The organism is Hymenobacter translucens (genome assembly GCF_020685205.1).
GTDB classification, from domain to species: domain Bacteria; phylum Bacteroidota; class Bacteroidia; order Cytophagales; family Hymenobacteraceae; genus Hymenobacter; species Hymenobacter translucens.
Genome location: NZ_JAJERB010000008.1, coordinates 80,874 through 98,759, shown reverse-complemented (window position 1 = coordinate 98,759; position 17,886 = coordinate 80,874). Strand labels below are relative to the sequence as shown.

The 17,886-nt window shown below is 60.7% G+C and carries 17 protein-coding genes; 10 read left to right on the top strand and 7 right to left on the bottom strand.

Features of this window, described 5'->3' with window-relative positions:
• The first annotated feature begins 88 nt into the window (after positions 1 to 88).
• Positions 89 to 697: a glutathione peroxidase gene (locus LJY25_RS16820; RefSeq protein ID WP_227609622.1), complete on the top strand. Its 609-nt coding sequence runs from the start codon at positions 89 to 91 to the stop codon at positions 695 to 697.
• Between the two features lie 102 nt (positions 698 to 799).
• Here LJY25_RS16820 and LJY25_RS16815 read toward each other — a convergent pair whose 3' ends face one another.
• Positions 800 to 1,534 carry a hypothetical protein gene (locus tag LJY25_RS16815; RefSeq protein ID WP_227609620.1) on the bottom strand — a complete coding sequence of 245 codons (735 nt, stop codon included), beginning with the start codon at positions 1,532 to 1,534 and terminating at the stop codon, positions 800 to 802.
• Positions 1,535 to 1,589: 55 nt separating this feature from the next.
• Positions 1,590 to 3,755, bottom strand: a complete 2,166-nt coding sequence (locus LJY25_RS16810) for a S9 family peptidase (protein WP_227609618.1) — start codon at positions 3,753 to 3,755, stop codon at positions 1,590 to 1,592.
• A gap of 391 nt (positions 3,756 to 4,146) precedes the next feature.
• Between LJY25_RS16810 and LJY25_RS16805 the strand changes: the two genes are divergently transcribed.
• Both LJY25_RS16805 and recR read left to right on the top strand, forming a co-directional pair.
• The gene (locus tag LJY25_RS16805; protein ID WP_227609616.1) at positions 4,147 to 4,428 is read left to right on the top strand and encodes an ATP-dependent Clp protease adaptor ClpS; all 282 of its coding nucleotides are present in this window, start codon (positions 4,147 to 4,149) and stop codon (positions 4,426 to 4,428) included.
• A gap of 82 nt (positions 4,429 to 4,510) precedes the next feature.
• The gene (gene recR / locus LJY25_RS16800; protein ID WP_227609614.1) at positions 4,511 to 5,119 is read left to right on the top strand and encodes a recombination mediator RecR; all 609 of its coding nucleotides are present in this window, start codon (positions 4,511 to 4,513) and stop codon (positions 5,117 to 5,119) included.
• A gap of 101 nt (positions 5,120 to 5,220) precedes the next feature.
• Here recR and LJY25_RS16795 read toward each other — a convergent pair whose 3' ends face one another.
• Positions 5,221 to 6,081 (bottom strand): hypothetical protein, encoded by an 861-nt coding sequence (locus LJY25_RS16795; protein WP_227609612.1) that lies wholly within the window; start codon positions 6,079 to 6,081, stop codon positions 5,221 to 5,223.
• Positions 6,082 to 6,198: 117 nt separating this feature from the next.
• Here LJY25_RS16795 and LJY25_RS21465 point away from each other — a divergent pair, with 117 nt between their 5' ends.
• The 6 genes from LJY25_RS21465 (at position 6,199) to LJY25_RS16770 (ending at position 14,460) form a co-directional block, all read left to right on the top strand.
• Positions 6,199 to 6,279, top strand: a complete 81-nt coding sequence (locus tag LJY25_RS21465) for a hypothetical protein (RefSeq protein ID WP_394799979.1) — start codon at positions 6,199 to 6,201, stop codon at positions 6,277 to 6,279.
• 132 nt (positions 6,280 to 6,411) lie between these two features.
• On the top strand, positions 6,412 to 8,547 hold the full coding sequence (gene pta, locus LJY25_RS16790; RefSeq protein ID WP_317206610.1) for a phosphate acetyltransferase: 2,136 nt from the start codon (positions 6,412 to 6,414) through the stop codon (positions 8,545 to 8,547).
• A 129-nt stretch (positions 8,548 to 8,676) separates the two neighbouring features.
• A complete protein-coding gene (locus tag LJY25_RS16785) occupies positions 8,677 to 9,897 on the top strand; it encodes an acetate/propionate family kinase (protein WP_227609610.1) in 1,221 nt (406 codons plus the stop codon).
• 25 nt (positions 9,898 to 9,922) lie between these two features.
• Positions 9,923 to 11,929 (top strand): glycosyltransferase, encoded by a 2,007-nt coding sequence (locus LJY25_RS16780; protein ID WP_227609608.1) that lies wholly within the window; start codon positions 9,923 to 9,925, stop codon positions 11,927 to 11,929.
• Between the two features lie 92 nt (positions 11,930 to 12,021).
• A complete protein-coding gene (locus LJY25_RS16775; protein ID WP_227609607.1) occupies positions 12,022 to 13,242 on the top strand; it encodes a pyridoxal phosphate-dependent aminotransferase in 1,221 nt (406 codons plus the stop codon).
• 201 nt (positions 13,243 to 13,443) lie between these two features.
• On the top strand, positions 13,444 to 14,460 hold the full coding sequence (locus LJY25_RS16770) for a bifunctional heptose 7-phosphate kinase/heptose 1-phosphate adenyltransferase (RefSeq protein ID WP_227609605.1): 1,017 nt from the start codon (positions 13,444 to 13,446) through the stop codon (positions 14,458 to 14,460).
• Between the two features lie 26 nt (positions 14,461 to 14,486).
• Here LJY25_RS16770 and LJY25_RS16765 read toward each other — a convergent pair whose 3' ends face one another.
• From LJY25_RS16765 to LJY25_RS16750, 4 genes are all read right to left on the bottom strand, one after another.
• Positions 14,487 to 14,819, bottom strand: coding sequence for a hypothetical protein (locus tag LJY25_RS16765; protein WP_227609603.1), 333 nt, complete (start codon positions 14,817 to 14,819; stop codon positions 14,487 to 14,489).
• Positions 14,820 to 14,887: 68 nt separating this feature from the next.
• On the bottom strand, positions 14,888 to 15,934 hold the full coding sequence (gene hemE, locus LJY25_RS16760; protein WP_227609601.1) for a uroporphyrinogen decarboxylase: 1,047 nt from the start codon (positions 15,932 to 15,934) through the stop codon (positions 14,888 to 14,890).
• 69 nt (positions 15,935 to 16,003) lie between these two features.
• Positions 16,004 to 16,516: a hypothetical protein gene (locus LJY25_RS16755; RefSeq protein ID WP_227609599.1), complete on the bottom strand. Its 513-nt coding sequence runs from the start codon at positions 16,514 to 16,516 to the stop codon at positions 16,004 to 16,006.
• 9 nt (positions 16,517 to 16,525) lie between these two features.
• Entirely contained in the window at positions 16,526 to 17,146 is a 621-nt protein-coding gene (locus tag LJY25_RS16750) for a MarC family protein (protein ID WP_227609597.1), read from the bottom strand.
• Positions 17,147 to 17,289: 143 nt separating this feature from the next.
• On the opposite strand from LJY25_RS16750, the gene purE reads away from it, so the two are divergent.
• Positions 17,290 to 17,838 carry a 5-(carboxyamino)imidazole ribonucleotide mutase gene (gene purE, locus LJY25_RS16745; protein ID WP_227609595.1) on the top strand — a complete coding sequence of 183 codons (549 nt, stop codon included), beginning with the start codon at positions 17,290 to 17,292 and terminating at the stop codon, positions 17,836 to 17,838.
• Positions 17,839 to 17,886: the final 48 nt, after the last annotated feature.

Below are 17,886 nucleotides of genomic sequence, written 5' to 3'. Positions count from 1 at the left end.
TCGCCACGGCGCCCAACCTTTTTGTCGGAAACCGCTTATACTTGGTCAGCCAGCCTTTTGTGCTGGTCTTCTCCATCACCCTCTGCCCATGCCCACCTTCCGCCAGAAGCTCCTGAAGCTTGCGTACCCGCTTATCATGAAGCTGTCGAAATCAAGCAGCCGGGGTAAAGTACTGACCAGCCCCCAGCCCGTTTCCGCCCCCGAGCCGTTTTACCAGCTCGGCAGCCAGCTCAACACCGGCAATTCGCTCTCCTTTGCCGATCTGAAAGGGAAAAAGGTGCTGCTCGTCAATACCGCGTCGAACTGCGGCTATACGGGCCAGTACGCCGAGCTGCAGCAGCTTTCCGAAGAGTTTGGCGACGGGCTGGTCGTGCTGGGCTTCCCGGCCAACGACTTCGCCGAGCAGGAAAAAGCCGACGACCAGACCATTCAGCAGTTCTGCCAGGTCAACTTTGGCGTGTCGTTTCCGCTGATGCAGAAAAGCGTGGTAGTCAAAAAGCCGGAGCAGCACCCGGTGTACCGCTGGCTGAGCGACCCCCGCCGCAACGGCTGGAACGAGCAGGCCCCCGACTGGAACTTCGCCAAGTACCTCATCAGCGAAGACGGCCGCCTGACTCATTACTTCGGTCCGGCCGTGTCGCCCCTGAGCGAAGAAGTCGTCAGCCAACTGAAAAGCCCCGGCTCCCGCGGGGCCTAGCTGTCAGCCCCGAACGAAATAAATAAGCCCCGCCGGATTTCAGCCGGCGGGGCTTATTTATTTGCAGCGCGTTACGTGCTGCTCTGTTTCCGGCAGCAGGTATCAGAATAGAAAGCCCGTAACCATGCGGATGTTGAACAGCAGCGGGTCGATGGCCGGACCCGAAACCGACTGCTTGAAATCGTGGGCGTAATAGCGCCCCTCGCCCAGGCGGGCCAGGTAGTTCAGGTGAATGCCAAGGACGTTGCGCCGCTTCATGTCACTCGAAGGGTAGTGCTCATACGCCAGGCCCAGGGCCAGATTTTTGTTCCGGTAGTGCAGGGTGTTGGAATAGGGTGCCCCGCCCAGCAAGGCCCCGGCCGTGGAGCCGGATGCTGCATTCAGATCCGTGAGCGTAACGTCGGCCCCGCTGGAGCCCAGCCCAATGCTGGGTGTAAAGGAGTGCGCGTAATTGGGCGTAAACCACGCGTAGCCCAGGCGGATAAGCGTATTTGAAGAAGTCAGCTCCGTTTTGCGATTTTGCTCAGTGTGGTCGAAGTCATATAAAACGGCTTCGAGGCTCAGCACTACCCGGTAAATCCGAAGCGAGCCGCCTCCGCCGTAGCTTAGGCCGTGGCTTTTCACGGCAGGGTAGGCCGTGGGCTGCAACAGGCCGTTCAGCCCGTGGTAACGACTGGCGGCGTAGCCGACGCTGGGATGTACTTCGAAGCTGAAGACTTTGAAGTAGGCATCATTCTCCGCCTTCTTAAGCCGAAAAACAGAGTCGGAAGCCGCTATTTCGGCCGCGGAAGGCATACCATCCCCGGCCTGCTGTCCGTAGCCGGGCAACCCGCTCATTAGCATGACCAACAATAGCAGCAGATGCGGACGGGGCAGCAGTGCGGACCAGAACCTAGAGGTGGTCATCGAAATACTGAGTGATCTTGTGGTAGAGGTGGACGCGGTCCTTGCCGCCCACGTTGTGGGGGTGGCCAGGGTACACGAAGTAGTCGAGCTGCACGCCCTGGTCCACGGCTTTTTTCAGGTAGGAAAGGCTGTGCTGCCACACCACCACGTCGTCGACGGTGCCGTGGATGAGCAACAGCTTACCCTTCAGGCTGGGCACGTAGTTAAGCAGGTTCGCGGCTTTGTAGCCTTCGGGGTTTTCCTGGGGCGAGTCCATGTACCGCTCGGTGTACATGATTTCGTAGAGGCGCCAGTCGATAACCGGGCCGCCGCCCACGCCGACCTTGAACGTACCGGGGCTGCGGGTCATCATGGTCGTCGTCATGAAGCCGCCGAAGCTCCAGCCGTGCACGCCCATCCGCGCCTGGTCCACGTAGGGCAGGCTTTTCAGGTAGTCGACGCCCTTGAGCTGGTCGGCCATTTCGGCGGTGCCCAACTGCCGGAAGGTGGCCTGCTCGAAGGCCCGGCCCCGGTTGCCGGAGCCCCGCGAGTCGATGGTGAACACCACGTAGCCTTTCTGGGCCATCAGCTGCATCCAGAGGTTGCCGCCGCCCAGCCAGTTTTCGGTGACGAGCTGCACGTGGGGGCCGCCGTAGAGGTAGACCACCGTGGGGTACTTCTTGCTGGCGTCGAAGCCGGGCGGGGTGGTGATGCGGGCGTAGAGGTCGGTCTGCCCGTCGGCTGCTTTCAGCGTCACCAGCTTGGTTTCGCCCAGGTTGTAGCCGGTAAGTGGGTTGGCGGCAGTGAGCAGGGTCTGAGCGGTTTTGCCGGTGGCCACGCTTACCGTGCGGATAATGCGGGGCGTGGTGGTATTGCTGAAGTTGTCGAGCAGAAACGTACCACCGGGGCTGAGCGTGGCGTTGTGAGTGCCTTTGCCCTCGGTGAGGCGGCGGGGCTTGCCGCCCTTGAGGCTGACGGCGTACACCTGCCGCTCCAGCGGGCTTTCGGCCGTGCCGGCGTACACCACTTCCTTTTTATTGCTGAAGCCCAGCACGTCGGTGACAATCCAGCTGCCCCTGGTGAGCTGACGCAGCAGCTTGCCGGAGGTGGAGTAGAGGTAGAGGTGCTCGTACCCGTCGCGCTGACTGCGCCAGATAAACTGGTCAGCCTGGCCGGGCACGAACAGGAGCGCGTGCTGGGGCTCCACGTACTTCTCGTCTTTTTCCTCGAACAGGGTCTTGATGAAAGCTCCCGAAGCGGCGTCATACTGATTCAGCTTCATGTGGTTCTGACCCCGGTTGAGCACGGCCACGTAGATGCTCTTCTCGTCGGGACTCCAGCTGATGTTGGTCAGGTACTGCTCCCTGGGATCCCCGGTCTGCAGAAACACGGTTTTACGCGAGGTCAGGTCGTACACGCCCACGGTTACTTCGTGGCTTTTGTCGCCGGCCATCGGGTACTTGATGGCGTTCTGCCGGGCCGGCGCGCCGGAAATGTCTACCAGCGGGTAGTCGGTCACCATCGACTGGTCCATGCGGTAGTAAGCCAGCTTGTTGCCGGTGGGGCTCCAGAATGTGCCTTTTGTAATGCCGAACTCCGAGCGGTGAGCGGCCTGCCCGCTCACGATGCCCGGGTTGGCTTCGGTGGTCACGGCCTCGTTTTCGCGCCCGGCCAGGGAGACATACAGGTTCTGGTCTTTGGTGTAGGCCACCCGGGTTTTGGTCGGGTCCATTTCCACGTTCTCAGCCGCCGCATCATAGCCGAATAGGGCCGTAGCCTGCTTGCCGGCGACATCGACCCGGTAGACTTTGTTTTGCTGGTTGATAAGCAGGGCCTGGGCGCCGGCCCAGGCAAAGGCCGGGGCAGCCTTCAGCTCGGTGCCGCCCGCCTTTTGCAGGGCCGCGTTGAGGTCGGCGAGGGAAAGAGCGGCGGTGGCGGCACTGGTAGCCGAGCCGCGCATCAGCTCATCCTTGCCGCCGGTGTTGCGCACAAAGCTGAATTCGTCTTTGGAGCCCGGAATCCAGGTGAGCTGGCGCAGATTTTCGGGCTGGAGGCTGCGGTTGAGGAAGGCGTCTTCCATGGTCAGCAGCTTCTGCTGGGCCAGGGCCGGGTACTGGAGCAGCAAGGTCAACGCCAGCAGCAGGGCCAGGCGCGGAAAGCGGGAAAGCATCATCAGAATAGGAGTGGGGATTGAAGGCCGGAAATTACGTCGGATTTCGACGTGACCACACCTTACCGCCAGACCGTGATGCAGCGGGAAAGCAGGTCGCATGTAGACGTTGTTGGAATCGGAACGTCATGCTGAGCCTGTCGAAGCATCTCTCCCGCTTCGTTGGGGCTACTAATCCAACGAAGCGGTAGAGATTCCTCGGCAAGCCCGGAATGACCACCTAATGGGCATTGGTGCGTTAGTAAAGCAGCCCGTAGCACGTTACGACTCTATATCCACTACCCTGAATTTACCACCGTCCGGCGAAACGATTCCGCTTGCCGGGGGGTTATACAGAACCGGAAAACCGGCCTCTTCCGCGCTAGGCTGCCCGATTTTTCCGTATTTTTGCCTTATGTCTACCAAACCGCAAATTGATTACGACGAGGACGTTCTGCTGCTCGAAGAAACCACGGACGTTCGCGACCTGATCGTGTACAACGACGACGTGAACACCTTTGACCACGTCATCAAAACCCTCATCGACGTGTGCGGCCATGAGCCCGAGCAGGCCGAGCAGTGCACCCTGCTGATTCACTACAAAGGGCAGTGCACGGTAAAACACGGCGCCTTTGAGGAGCTGGCCGCCATGTGCACCGCCATCCACGACCGGGGCATCTCGGCGGACATCGTTTGATTGTTGATTGATGGGGGTTGATTGTTGGTCGATCGGCCTGTCCTCAACCAACAATCAACAACTAACAAGCAACAACTACCGAATGGAATTTCCCTCTAAGCTGATTGAAAACGCAGTGGGCGAGCTGGCGAAGCTGCCGGGCATCGGGCGCAAAACCGCCCTGCGCCTGGCGCTGCACCTGCTCAAGGCCGAAACCGAGCTGACTTCGTCGCTCGCGGAGGCCCTGGCCAAGATGCGCTTTGAAATCACCTACTGCAAAACCTGTCACAACATCTCCGATACCGACGAGTGCACGATCTGCGCCAATAAGCTGCGCGACCATGCCCTGGTCTGCGTGGTGTCGGACATCCGCGACGTTATTGCCATCGAAAACACCGGGCAGTACAAGGGCGTGTACCACGTGCTCGGCGGCGTTATCTCGCCCATCGAAGGCATTGGCCCGTCCGACCTGCACATCGAGTCCCTGCTGGAGCGTTTGCCCAACTCCGAAATCAAGGAAATCATCCTTGCCATCAGTCCCACGATGGAAGGCGACACTACCGCGTTCTACCTGTCGCGCAAGCTGCGGGAGTTCGAGGGTGTGCACGTCAGCAACATCGCCCGCGGCATTCCGGTGGGCGGGGAGTTGGAGTACGCCGACGAAATCACCCTGGGCCGGAGCATCGTGGAGCGCCAGCGCCAGGCCCGGTAAACTTACTTCGGATTACAAACAAAACTGCCCCGGCCATCAGATCGGGGCAGTTTTGTTTTGAAGCTAAATAGAGCCTGTTATTAGTGCAGGTGATTATTTCTTTACGGGCCGTAGTATCTATTTGGGTCTGGATAATCACCTGCAGTCATCCAGCCATTATAGTTGTCATCCATTCTCTTCCAAGCTTCAAATGAAATCGTATCATAATCCAAGGTTGTTAAAAGGCTATCAGTATATTCCTTGGGTAATTTTAAATTAGTATTGTGAGATATTAATTTATAGGCTGAATATTCTAGATGTACTGATTTTAAGTAATTGAAATATTTTATCGCAATGTTTTTATATGAATTCGAACTCGAATTCGCCAATTGCAAGTCATAATTGAGTAAGCCTTTCAAAGTGGTGTCAATTGGAGAGGTTGTAATTTTTATTTGTTCACCGTTGTAGAACTTGTGAATTTCTTTCAAAATATGATATGTAACGTTCATGTTGCCTTCCTTTCTTCTTCTTCCCCAGAATTTGGAATAATAGCCACCGTTAGAGGAAAGCGTGTCCGATTGAATGAATCCTTTTATAACTTCATTCAATGATTTGTTTTCCCACTGTGTATTGCAGCACCAATCATTTGTGTTTCTGTTGTATTGTTCAAATGATACAAACTTTTCGAGTCCGATTGACTTAATGGTATTAAATGTAATTAATAGATTATTTGGACTTCTAAGCCAGCTAAAGTCTTGTTTGCCTGTTGAATCATAAGGGTGAGGTTTGATTCCGATAAATTTAAGGTCAAAAGGAATTGTGTATGAATTGCTATTTGCGTCGCCATGTGAGATTGATTCAAAAAAGGGGTAATTCTGTTCCTTTAAGTTTCCTGTATATCGGCCCCTGTCTATCGATTTTGTTCCTGTGCAAGAAGCTATGAAGATTAAAATACATACAATATGATAGTTTAAACGTTTCATTCTTTATGTCCGCTAACATTAGTATTGTCACTACTCATCACGGTGCCCAGTAGCGTCAATATAGCTACTGCTAGTTGTATTGACGCTATTACCTAGTCTGTAGGCCCAGATTATCGAGTGGTGAAAGAGGGCAGGGAGATGGAGTACACCGATGAAACCACCCTGGGTCGCTCAATAATGGAGCAACAGGCACGCTAACCCGGCATCATTTCGCCCTTAGTTTGCGGGGCCGCTGAACATCCGTTCGGCGGCCCCGTTTTTACAATTGAACCTAACGAAATGATACCCCGGAAACCCGGGCCGCCACAGCTCTTCCGTTGCTGACGGCAGGTGCCCGCTCTCCCACCGGAGTGGGGCCGGGGGCGCGGCACCATGACCAAAACCGTCTTTATTGCCTCTGCCGAGCCTTACAGCGGCAAGTCCCTCGTCACCCTCGGGCTGGTGAGCATGCTGCTGAGCAAAGCCCAGAAAGTGGGCTATTTCAAGCCCGTCATCAGCGCGGCCGCCGAAGGCCAGCCCGACCCGCACGTCGACACCGTACTGCGCTACTTCCAGCTCCCGATCCGCTATGAGGACACCTTTGCCTACACCGGCCCGGAGGTGCTGCAGCTCATTGAAACCGAGCGGCAGGGCGAGATGATCGAGACCATCATCCACCGCTACAAGCAGCTGGAAGAACAGCACGACTTCATCGTGGTCGAGGGTACCGACTTCGTGGGCCAGGGCACTGCGTTTGAGTTTGATCTGAACGTGACTATCGCCAAAAACCTGGGCGAGCCGGTGCTGCTGGTGGTGTCGGGCGAAAAGAAAACCACCGCCCAGATCATCAACAGCACGCTCACGGCCCTGCGCGGCTTCGAGGCCCGGGAGGTGCAGGTGCTCACGGTGGTGGCCAACAAGGTGGCGCCCGACCAGGTAGCCGACGTGGAAGCCCTGCTACGCCAGCAGCTGCGGCCGGAAATCATTTTGTCGGTAATTCCCGAGGACAAGGCCCTGCTCAACCCCACCATGCAGGAAATTCACGACGCGCTGGGCGGCAAGCTGCTGTTCGGCCAGGAGCTGCTCGGCAGTCAGGTCGACAACTTCGTGACCGGCGCCATGAACGTGCCCAACTTTCTGAACTACCTCAAGGAAAACGTGGTCATCGTAACGCCCGGCGACCGGGGCGACATGATTATCTGCGCCATCCAGGCCAACCTCTCGGCCAGCTACCCGAAGGTGGCGGGCATCGTGCTCACCGCCGGTTGGGAGCCCGAGGAACCCATTCTGCGCCTGCTGCGCGGTCTGCAGTCGGTGCTGCCCATCATTGCCGTGCCCACCGGTACCTTCGAAACCAGCGCCCGGCTCAGCGTCATTAAGTCGCGCATCTCGGCCGACAACCCCAAGAAGGTGCAGCTGGCCATCCGCACCTTCGACCGCTACGTGAACGTGCCGGCCCTCGACGCCAAGCTGTCCGCGTTTCAGTCGGAGGGCATTACGCCCCACATGTTCCAGTACCGCCTGCTGCAGTGGGCCAAGCGCCAGCGCCGCCACATTGTGCTGCCCGAAGGCAACGACGACCGGATTCTGCGGGCCGCTGCTCTGCTGCTTCAGCAGGAAATCGTGGATTTGACCATCCTGGGCAACCCCGCCGACATTGCCGCCGCCGCCAAGCGCCTCGGCCTGAACCTGCCCATCGGCCACCTGCGCATCATCGACCCGGTACACTCCGAGTTCTACGACGACTACGTGCAGACTTTCTACGAGCTGCGCAAAAGCAAGGGCGTGAACCTCGACATGGCCCGCGACCTGCTGCGCGACGTCTCGTACTTCGGCTCGATGATGGTGCAGAAAGGCCACGCCGACGGGATGGTGTCGGGGGCGGTGCACACCACCCAGCACACCATCCGGCCGGCCCTGCAGTTCATCAAGACGCGGCCCGGCATCTCCCTGGTGTCGTCGGTGTTTTTCATGTGCCTGCCCGACCGCGTAGCCGTGTTCGGCGACTGCGCCGTAAATCCCAGCCCCACGGCGGAGCAGCTGGCCGAAATTGCCATTTCCTCGGCCGAAAGCGCTCAGCGCTTCGGCGTGGAGCCCCGCGTAGCCATGCTCTCGTATTCGTCCGGCACATCGGGCGAGGGCGCTGAAGTGGACAAGGTGCGCCGGGCCACCGAGCTGGTGCGCCAGCTGCGCCCCGATTTGCCGGTGGAGGGCCCCATCCAGTACGACGCCGCCGTAGACCCCATCGTGGGCCGGCAGAAGCTGCCCGGCTCAGCCGTGGCCGGCCAGGCCAGCGTGCTCATCTTTCCCGACCTGAACACCGGCAACAACACCTACAAGGCTGTGCAGCGTGAAACCGGCGCCCTGGCCATCGGCCCGGTGCTGCAGGGGCTGAACAAGCCGGTGAATGATCTGAGCCGGGGCTGCACGGTAGATGACGTGTTTAATACGGTGGTGATTACCGCTATTCAAAGCCAGCAAGGGTAAGGTTTGGTGCCTGGCAACCAGGCTAGACCTATTTTGCAGCCGTACCAGGCGCACAGCCGTTTTCTGATTATCAATGCTTACCCGACCGGCCTTTTCTGATGGAGAGGCGCCGGGAATGAGGCCCGCTCCATGAACATCTTCGTCGTCAATTCCGGCAGCTCCTCCATCAAGTACCAGCTGTTCCGCTGGCCCGCCTCCGAGCCCGTATGCAGCGGGCTGGTAGAGCGCCTTGGTCTGCCCGATTCGCTTATCACGCACACCGTTTTCAGCCCCAATGCCGAGCCGCGTAAACAAAAGCTGACGCTGGCTTTGCCCAACCACGCCGCCGGCCTGCGCGAAGTTGTGAAGCTGCTTACCGACCCCGAAACCGGCGTGATTCAGGACCCGGCCGACATCAGCGTCATCGGCCACCGCGTGGTGCACGGCGGGGAGCGGTTTGCCGCCACCACGCTTATCGACGAAGATGTAAAGGCGGAAATCAAGCGGCTGTTCGCCCTGGCCCCGCTGCACAACCCGGCCAACTACCTCGGCATCGAGGTGGCGGAGCAGCTGTTTCCTCAAGCCCGGCAGGTGGCGGTGTTCGACACGGCCTTTCACCAGACCCTGCCCGAGCACGCCTTTCGCTACGCTTTGCCGGCCGACCTGTACACCGAGCACGGAATTCGCGTTTACGGCTTTCACGGCACCAGCCACAAGTATGTGGCCGCGCAGGCTGCCGCCTACCTGCAGAACCCCGATGCGCGCATCATCACGGTACACCTGGGCAACGGCTGCAGCGTGGCGGCCGTGCGGGCGGGCCGTTCCGTGGACACCAGCATGGGCTTCGGTCCGCTCAGCGGGCTCGTCATGGGCACCCGTTCCGGCGACCTCGACCCCTCGGTTATCTTTCATCTGATCAGCCAGCTGGGCTACCCGGCCGAGCAGGTGAGTGCCCTGCTCAACAAGGCCAGCGGCATGCTGGGCCTGACCGGTTACAGCGACATGCGCGACGTGGGCGCCGCCGTAGCAGCCGGCAGCCCCGAAGCCACCCTGGCCCTGCAGCTCTACGCCTACCGCATCCGGAAATACCTAGGCGCCTACGCTGCCGCCCTCGGCGGGCTCGACGCGGTGGTGTTCACGGCCGGGGTGGGGGAGAACGACGTGCGGGTGCGGGCCCTGGCCTGCGAAGGGCTGGCTTTCCTGGGCATCCGCCTCGACGAAGCCCGCAACCAAGCCGCCGGCCGGGAGCTGCGCGAGATAAGCCTCCCTGACGCGCAAGTGAAGGTGCTGGTAGTACCGACGAACGAGGAGCTGGAAATAGCCCGTCAGTGCGTGGAGCTGCTGGGCGGGGGTGAGGCAAACTCTGCTTAACTTTCGCGGTCCGTTGCCCCTAATCGTGCCCGATACCGTTAAGCTCTCCGTCGTCATCGTCAACTACAACGTCTGCTACTTTCTGGAGCAGGCGCTGCTGTCGGTGCGGCGGGCAGTGGAGAAGTGGGGCGAGGCCGTGGAGGTATTCGTGGTTGATAACAACTCCGTCGACGGTTCGGTGGCCATGGTGCGGGCCCGGTTTCCGGAAGTCATACTGATCGAGAACAAGGACAACCCCGGGTTCAGTAAGGCCAACAACCAGGCCATCCGGATTGCCAAAGGCGAGTACGTGCTGCTGCTCAACCCCGACACGGTAGTCGAGGAAGACACCTTCCGGGCCTGCTGCGACTTTATGGACCAGCACCCCCGCGCCGGCGGGCTGGGCGTGAAGATGCTCGACGGGCAAGGCAAGTTTCTGCCCGAAAGCAAGCGCGGCCTGCCCACGCCGTCGGTGGCGTTCTACAAGATCTTCGGGCTGGCCAGTTTGTTTCCGAAGTCGCGCACCTTTGGCCGCTATCACCTCGGCTTTCTCGACAAAGACCAGACCCACGAGATTGAGGTGCTGAGCGGGGCGTTCATGTTGCTGCGGGCCGCGGCCCTAAAGGAAGTCGGTCTGCTCGACGAGGACTACTTTATGTACGGCGAGGACATCGACCTCTCGTACCGGCTCACCCAGGGCGGCTGGAAAAACTACTACTTCCCCGGCACCCGCATCATCCACTACAAGGGCGAAAGCACCAAGCGCACCAGCGTGAACTACGTGTTCGTGTTCTACCGCGCCATGGTCATCTTCGCCCGCAAGCACTTCGCCCCGAACCGGGCCGGCACGTTTTCCCTGCTCATCAACGGGGCCATCTGGCTGCGGGCGGGTATGGCCGTGGCCCAGCGCCTAGCGGTGCGCGCCCTGCCCGTGCTGCTCGACGCCGGCCTGATCTACGGGGGCATGTACTTTCTGAAGTCGTACTGGGAAGACAACCACAAGTACGTGCGCACCGACTACCCGCCGGCATTTATGGGCGTGGCGGTGCCGGCCTACATCCTGGTGTGGCTGGTGTCGGCGTACTTCAGCGGGGGCTACGACCAGCCAGCCAAAACCGGGCGCATCGTTCGGGGCATCTTCGTGGGCACGGTGCTGATTTCGGCTGTTTCCAACTTCTTCGACGCCTACCGCTTCTCCAAGGCGCTTATCATTCTGGGCGGGGCCTGGGCCGTGGCCGCGCTGGTGGGCCGGCGTATGGCGTCGCACTTTCTGCGCTACCGCGACCTGCGCCTGAATGAGCGGCCCCATAAGAACATTGCCATCGTGGGCTCGGCCCCCGAAAGCCGGCGGGTGCGCCACCTGCTCGAAGCCGCCGGCGTGCAGGCCCGCATCATCGGCTACGTCACGCCCGACGCGGAACTGCCGGAAGCTGGCTCCGCGGCTTCCCCAATGCCTGCCGAAGACCATCTGGGCGAGGTGCGGCAACTCGACGAGATTATCCGCATCTACGCCCTCGACGAGCTGATTTTCTGCGGCAAGGACTTGTCGGCCAGCCAGATTATTGCTTTGATGGTCAGTTTGCAGCAGCAGCAGCCGGTGGCGTACAAGATCCTGCCCGAAGACAGCGAGTACATCATCGGCAGCTCGGGCAAGGACAGCCCCGGCGACTACTACACCCTCGACATTGCCCTGAACCTGTTTCAGCCCCAGCAGGTGCGCAATAAGCGGGTGCTCAACGTGCTGCTCAGCCTAGGCTTTCTGCTGGGCTTACCGCTCACGGTGGGGCTGGTGGAGCGCAAGGCCGGCTTTGTGCGCAACTGCCTGCGCGTGCTGCTGGGCCGCCGCTCCTGGGTAGGCCTGCGCTACGCCGCCGCGCCGCGCCGCACGGCCGAGGCTATTCTCTCGGCGGCCGACGTGGCCACGGCCGCCGCTCCGCTCACCACGGCCACGCGCCGCCGCCTGGAGCTGCTCTACGCCAAGGACTACGAGCCCTCCACCGATCTGGGAATCGTGCTGCGCTGCTTCCGGCAGCTGGGCCGGGAAGGGGAGTAGCGGGAGCCGGGGCGGAAAGCTCCGCAACAGCTAATCCGCGGGCGAATTCGTACTTTTGTATTCCCACTCCCACCATTGACCCTGCCCGCTTTATGCCCACCACGCTCACCCGCTCGTACCTGTCGGACCGCATCAGCGCCCTGCAGGAATCCCAGACCATTGCCATGGCCAAGAAAGGCCGGGAGCTGGCGGCTCAGGGCATCGACGTCATCAGCCTGAGCTTTGGCGAGCCTGACTTTCAGACGCCCCAGTACATCAAGGACGCCGCCAAAAAGGCTATCGACGACGGCTATACCTTCTACACGCCCGTGCCCGGCTACCCCGAGCTGCGCCAGGCCATTGCCGATAAGCTCAAGCGCGAAAACAACCTCGACTACGCCCGCGAAAACATCGTGGTCAGCACCGGGGCCAAGCAGGCCCTGGCCAACGTGGTGATGAGCCTGGTAAACCCCGGCGACGAAGTCATCGTGCTGGCTCCCTACTGGGTTAGCTACGAGGAGATGGTGAAGCTGGCCGAAGGCGTGACCGTCGCGCTTATCGGGACCCTCGAAAACGACTACAAGGCCACGGCCGAGCAGCTGGAGGAGGTGATTACGGAGCGCACCAAGCTGATCATGTACTCCTCGCCCTGCAACCCCACCGGGGCCGTGTTCAGCCGGGAGGAGCTGGCTGCCATTGCCGCCGTGGTAGCCCGCCATCCGCAGGTACACGTGCTGGCCGACGAAATCTACGAGTACATCAATTTCGTGGGGGAGCACGCCAGCCTGGCGCAGTTCGACGAAATCAAGGACCGCGTCATCACCGTCAACGGCTTTTCCAAAGGGTACGCCATGACGGGCTGGCGCGTGGGCTACATTGCCGCCCGCCCCGAAATTGCCGCCGCCTGCGAGAAGATGCAAAGCCAGATTACGTCCGGCACCTGCTCCATTGCCCAGCGCGCCGCCCTGGCCGCGCTGCAGGGTGGGCGCTCTTCGGCCGATGAGATGGTGGAAGCCTACCGCCGCCGCCGCGACCTGGTGCTGGAACAGGTGAAAGACATTCCCGGTTTCCGCACGCCCACGCCCAGCGGCGCCTTTTACATCTTCCCCGACGTGTCGGCCTACTTCGGCGCCACTACTTCCGACGGCACCGAAATCCGCACTGCCACCGATCTGGCCATGTACCTGCTCAACGACGCCCACGTGGCGGCCGTGACCGGCGAAGCCTTCGGGGCCCCCAACTGCATCCGCTTCAGCACGGCCGCGGCCGATGAGAAGCTGGTCGAAGCCTTCCGCCGCATCAAGGTGAGTCTGGCGAAACTGGCTGTTAGCTGATGATAGCCGTTGGCAGTTAGCTTTTATTGTAAGCAGCTTCCGGTGGATGAAGGGACGTGCCTGAGCGCGTCCCTTCATCTGTTTTTATGGGTCTGGGTTAGTGGCTATTCAGCTTATGCTGAAAAGAAAGGAAATAGGGCTAAGCCCAAAAGCTAACCGCTATCAGCTAATAGCTATTAGCTTTGTTCCTTATTCTGCCCAATGCCTGCTTCCGCGCAAACCCAGACGCTTTCCGGACTTTTCGCTGCCTTCAACCGCCTTACCGTGCTCATCGTGGGCGACGTGATGGTCGACGCCTACGTGTGGGGAAAGTCCACGCGCCTCTCGCCCGAAGCGCCGGTACCGGTGGTGAACGTGAGCCGGACCGAGCAGCGCCTGGGCGGAGCCGCCAACGTGGCCCTGAACGTGCAGGCCCTGGGTGCCACGCCGCTTTTGTGCGCCGTGGTAGGGGAGGACGGGGGCGGCGACCAGCTTCTGCGCCTGCTGGGGCAGCACGAGCTGTCGGCCGCGGGCATTGTGCGCAGCGCCGAGCGCCCCACCACCGTGAAGCAGCGCATCCTGGCCGCCGGGCAGCACCTGCTCCGCATCGACTCCGAAGTGGAAACCGACCTGAGCGTGACCGAGGCCCGGGCCCTGGAAGCCCGGTACGAGACGCTGCTCAGCCAGGCCGACGTGGTGGTGTTTGAGGACTACGACAAGGGCGTTCTGAACTCGGCCAGCATTGCCCGCTTTATTGAGCTGGCCCGGGAGCGGGGCATCCCGACGGTAGTAGACCCCAAGCGCCGCAACTTCCTGGCCTACCAGCACTGCACGCTGTTCAAGCCCAACCTCAAGGAGCTGCGCGAAGGGCTGAAGATGGACTTCGAAAACACCGACGACGACCAGCCTCAGTTCGAAGCCGCCGTAGCCCGCCTGCGTGAGGTGCTGATGCCCGAAATCGTACTGGTGACCTTATCGGAACGGGGTGTGTATGTCGACAACGGCGCAGCCCGGAACCACATTCCCGCTCACCTGCGCGCCATCTCCGACGTGTCCGGCGCCGGCGACACCGTTATCAGCATTGCGGCCCTGTGCGTGGCCCTGGGGCTCGCGCCCGAGCTGCTGGCCGCCCTGGCTAACCTTGGTGGTGGCCTGGTGTGCGAGCAGGTCGGCGTGGTGCCCATCGAAAAGGAGCTGCTTCTCCAGGAAGCCCGTCAGACCGGTTTGCTGGCGGATTAGCCTGGCTAAGCGAAGTAGCTGTTCCGCTAAGGAAACACCAGCCGGGCTGATGACTCATAGTCCAGCCAGAATGGCTTGCCTGCTTTCAGCGGCTGCCAACCGAGTTTTTTCGCTAGCTGAATGGAATCGGCTACCTGATGCGGAAGAACCGGCTCAAGCGGGGTATTAAACCAATTTTCAGGGTGATACTGCGCGGTGCTTACAATAAGTACTGCTCCTTGCCCGCCTTCAGCCGCAACGCATAACCCGATGGTAGCCCAGCAAAGGCTCTGCCCATACGTTGGCTTATGGCGGACCCGCCACCGAAAAGGCTGTTCATCGACTACAATTCTGCGGGAGCCTTTCGTGAGGATAGCCATTGTCAGCAATAAAAAAGGCACCCGGAACGACTGCGCCGGGTGCCCTAAGGTATACTGAAGGAGGCTTACTACAGCTGTTCTTCCCGGGCCAGGGTGCTGAACTCCTTGATGGTTTCGATGAACACGCGCACGTTGTCCGGGTCGGTGTCGGGGTACACGCCGTGGCCGAGATTGGCAATGTGGCGGTGGGGGCCGAACTGCCGGAGCATGTCGAGCGTGGCCTGCTGCACCTGCTCCCGGGTGCCGTAGAGGGCGCAGGGGTCGAGGTTGCCCTGCAGGGTTTTGGCGTCGCCGATCAGGGAGCGGACGTCGCGCGGGTCCTGGTTCCAGTCGAGGCCGATGGTCTGGCAGTCGAGCTGGGCAAAGTCGGACAGGGCAAAGAAGGCGCCTTTGGCAAACACCGTCACCGGCACATCGGGCAGGGCCTCGCAGATTTCGGTGATGTAGCGGGTCGAAAACTCCCGGTAGTGGGCCGGGGGCAGAATGCCGGCCCAGGAGTCGAACACCTGAATCAGATTGGCGCCGGCTTCCACCTGCGCTTTCAGGTAGGCAATGGTGGTATCGGTGATTTTGCGCAGCAGGATGTGGGCCAGTTGAGGGTCGGTGTACAGCAGGCGGCGGGCCTTGCTGAAGGTTTTGGAGCCGTGGCCCTCCACCATGTACGCCAGAATCGTCCAGGGCGCGCCGGCAAAGCCGATCAGGGGTACCCGGCCGTGCAGGGCGCGCTTGGTGATGCGGATAGCTTCGAGCACGTAGCCCAGGTGCTCCTCGGGGTCAGCCACCCGCAGGTTGGCCACGTCCTGAGCCGAGCGGATGGTGGTCGGGAACAGCGGGCCCCGGGCTTCGACCATCTCGTAGGTCAGGCCCATGGCCTCGGGCACTACCAGGATGTCGGAGAAGATGATGGCTGCGTCCACATCCAGGGCGTCTACCGGCTGAATGGTTACCTCGGCGGCCAGCTCCGGCGTCTCGACCAGCTCCTTGAAGCCGCTCAGGCGGCCGCGCAGGGCACGGTATTCGGGCAGGATGCGGCCGGCCTGGCGCATCAGCCACACGGGCGTACGCTCGGTTTGTTCGCCGCGGGCGGCACGGAGCAGAAGGTCGTTCTTGAGCATGGGTTCAGCAGTTTCGGGCCGCAAAGATAGCCCCGGAACCCGCACGGACCCACCGTCTGCCTTTCCTGGTTAATCAATCGGTGAAATCGGGCCGTGCGCGATGTGCACGACCAGGCTTTTGGGCTCCGAAAGGGCCGCTACTACCGCCTCGACTCCTTCCGGCGGATCCGACGCCCGGATTTGGGCCAGCTGCTCGTCTGTAAACGTTCGGTAGGCAAACGTGATGAATACGTTTGTCTCCGGTTCCCGCACCACAACGGTGGTATCCAGCTGTAACTGGTTGCGCTGGTTTACAATCCGCAGAAGATGCTCGCCGGGCGTCGTAGTCAGCTGATGATGCTTTACCCCGGCCGAGCTGCTCGTGTACCGCAGCGTATCCAGCGCAACAGGCTTCGCATCCCACTGCACGCGTAGATCCGTTTCCGGCTGGGCTTCGCTGTTGTTCTTGAGGTGAAAGCCGATCTGGTAAGGAGCAGACGCCGGGGCAGCCGGTCGCGACGCTAGCTGAGGCGAGTAGCGGCAGACGGCCAGTCCGCCGGAAAGGAACAGCAGGACCAGCAGGAAAAGCGGAAACCGACTCATCTCAGTAGCCTATTCCACGAACAGCGCCTTGATGGCGGAGGCCAGAAAATTGACGCCGATGGCCAATGTGATGAAGCCCATAATGCGGGCCAGGGCCGCCATGCCGGGCCGGCCCAGAAAGCGGGTCAGCCGCAACGACGACATCAGGATAATGTAGCTGGCCAGGGCCACCAGCACAAAGCCGAGCAGGATCAGGCTGATGTCGGTGTAGCTCAGCTTTTCGGTGAACAGGCCGATGCAGACCGCCATCGAGCCGGGGCCCGACAGCATGGGCATGGCCAGGGGGGTAAAGGAAATGTCGTCCTTGTGCTTGCTTTCCTCCAGCGCATCGGGGCCTACCCGGTCGCGGTTGCCGCCGGGCGTGAGCAGGTCGAAGGCCGAGCGCATCAGCAGAATGCCCCCGGCGATGCGCAGATGGTGGATGTTGATGCCGAAAAAGTTGAGAATGTACTGGCCGGCGAAAAACGACACCGTGAGGACGCCCACCATATACAGGCAAGCCCGCAGCCCGGTCTGCATCCGCTCCGACGGGGAATCGGCTTCGGTTAGCGTCAGAAACACGGGCATGGCCCCGAACGGATTCACGACCGAAAACAGCGTAGTGAAGGTGGCGAGCAGAATGTTATCCATAAATCGGAGCAGCGGCGCGTAAATGTAAGCGGAAACCACCGGGGCGAACCTAGCAAATTGCTAGATTTGGAAAGCCAACACCGGCCGCCGGCCCGTATGCATAGCCGCCAGCCTCGTTGGCTTCGCTGCTTTTACTTTGCTTAATGACCTCTACCGAAGCTCCCGCTCCCAACGATATCCGCGACACACCCATTGTGGGCATCATCATGGGGAGTCAGTCTGATCTGAAAATCATGGGTGCCGCTGCCGAGCTGCTCCGGCAGTTCGCCATTCCCTATGAGATAACCCTGGTGTCGCCCCACCGCACTCCGCACCGCATGGTGGAATATGCCGAGTCGGCCCGCAAGCGGGGGCTGCGCGTGATTATTGCCGGCGGGGGCGGGGCGGCCCACCTGCCCGGCATGGTGGCGGCCTTTACCACGATTCCCGTCATCGGGGTGCCTATCAACTCCACCACCTCCATCCGGGGCATCGATTCGGTACTCTCGATGCTGCAGATGCCGGTGGGCGTGCCCGTGGCCACCGTCGCCATCGACGCGGCTACCAACGCCGCCGTGCTGGCCACCCAGATTCTGGGGCTCAGCAACGCCCGCCTGGCCGACGTGCTGGAAAAGTACCGTAGCTCCCTAAAAGATAAAGTGATGCGCACGATTGACGAGCTGCGCAAGGGCGGTTTCAACGACGACATTTAACTCCGCCGTACGAAAGCCGTAGAAAGCCGAGCCGGGCCACTAGGATTG